This window comes from Sulfitobacter sediminis, from assembly GCF_040811725.1.
Taxonomy (GTDB): domain Bacteria; phylum Pseudomonadota; class Alphaproteobacteria; order Rhodobacterales; family Rhodobacteraceae; genus Sulfitobacter; species Sulfitobacter sediminis.
In genome coordinates, this window is the sequence record NZ_JBFNXX010000110.1 from 1 (window position 1) to 428 (window position 428).

A 428-nucleotide genomic window follows, 5' to 3' on the forward strand; every position below is an offset into this window, starting at 1 on the left:
TCAAAGGGGCGCCCGGCGTTCGGCAAGGATGGCTTCAAGAAATACTACGCCCGGAAACAGGATTGCGCGGCGTGTCCGCTGAATCCCCGATGCACGCCGAAACAGGTGACCCGGAAGATCGCCCGATCCAGGCATGAAGACGCCCGCCAAAAAGCACGGGATATCGCGAAGACAGATGCCTATGTCGCCTCCAGCTACGCGAGAAAGAAGGTAGAGATGCTCTTCGCCCACCTCAAACGCATTATCGGCCTCGACCGCCTCCGCCTTAGAGGACCAAACGGCGCCAAGGACGAGTTCCACCTCGCAGCAACAGTCCAGAACCTCCGCAAACTTGCCAAGCTCAGACAAATTCCGGTGTGAAGAGCCGGGCAGAAACCGTTCGACCATCAATTCAAACGAAATCCCCGGTCGACTTTTTCAACAGCATC

Annotated in this window: 1 protein-coding gene; it reads left to right on the forward strand. The window is 57.2% G+C overall.

The window, feature by feature from the left end; all coding sequences use genetic code 11:
* Positions 1-360, forward strand: a 360-nt coding sequence (locus tag AB2B41_RS23380; RefSeq protein ID WP_367880232.1) for a transposase, incomplete at its 5' end; no start/stop codon positions are given.
* Positions 361-428 lie beyond the last annotated feature (68 nt).